General features: G+C 38.3%; 1 protein-coding gene. It reads left to right on the top strand.

Translation table 11 applies throughout. From position 1 onward, the window contains the following. Positions 1–42 precede the first annotated feature (42 nt). Positions 43–635 (top strand): hypothetical protein (locus AB4623_RS24235; RefSeq protein ID WP_372147549.1); only part of this gene is annotated, 593 nt, incomplete at its 3' end.

Here is a 635-nt window from a genome sequence, read left to right as displayed (position 1 = left end):
TTGCTCACTACTTAACGCTGCGTTAGGCTTTTGGAGTTAACATTGGATATAGAGAATTACGTTCCTACTGTTGAGAATGAACAGGACAAAGTTCATCGAGTTATTAGGGCTGCTATTGGATTATCCCCTGTTGCAAGTGGAGCAATGCTCGAGGCTTTTCATTTATTATGGCAGCCACCAGCAGAGGCTCGAGCTGAGAAGTGGGTTGTAGATGTTATTTCAAAACTTAACTCATTAGCTGAGCGAATCGATGACTTAGAGCAAACAATTGTTTCTGAAGAGTTTCAAAGCTTACTTATTGCTGCAAATCAACTAGTTATCAAGCACCATCAAGCTGAGAAAATAGAATATTTTGTTAACTCGATTGCAAGTTCGATTACTGCTCAATCCTTAACCTACGATAAAAAGTATGCATATCTCGTTATGCTTGATGAGTTCACTCTATTGCATATTCGGGTGTTAGGGATACTAAAAAATGCTATCTATTGGGGAACTGATACAGAAACAACAGAAAGTCGATTTTCCCATTATGTTACAAGTGAAATTATAAAATTAGATCCTGAGCTTGTCCCCGAAATACAACTTGTGCAGAAAGTTGTTCAAGACCTAGAGCGCAATCATAGACAGGATCTTAA

Source organism: Vibrio sp. 10N.222.52.C12, from assembly GCF_041474215.1.
In the GTDB taxonomy this organism is placed as follows: Bacteria; Pseudomonadota; Gammaproteobacteria; order Enterobacterales; family Vibrionaceae; genus Vibrio; species Vibrio crassostreae_C.
The sequence above is the reverse complement of the archived record's forward strand: the minus strand, read 5'-3'. Positions and strand labels throughout refer to the sequence as shown.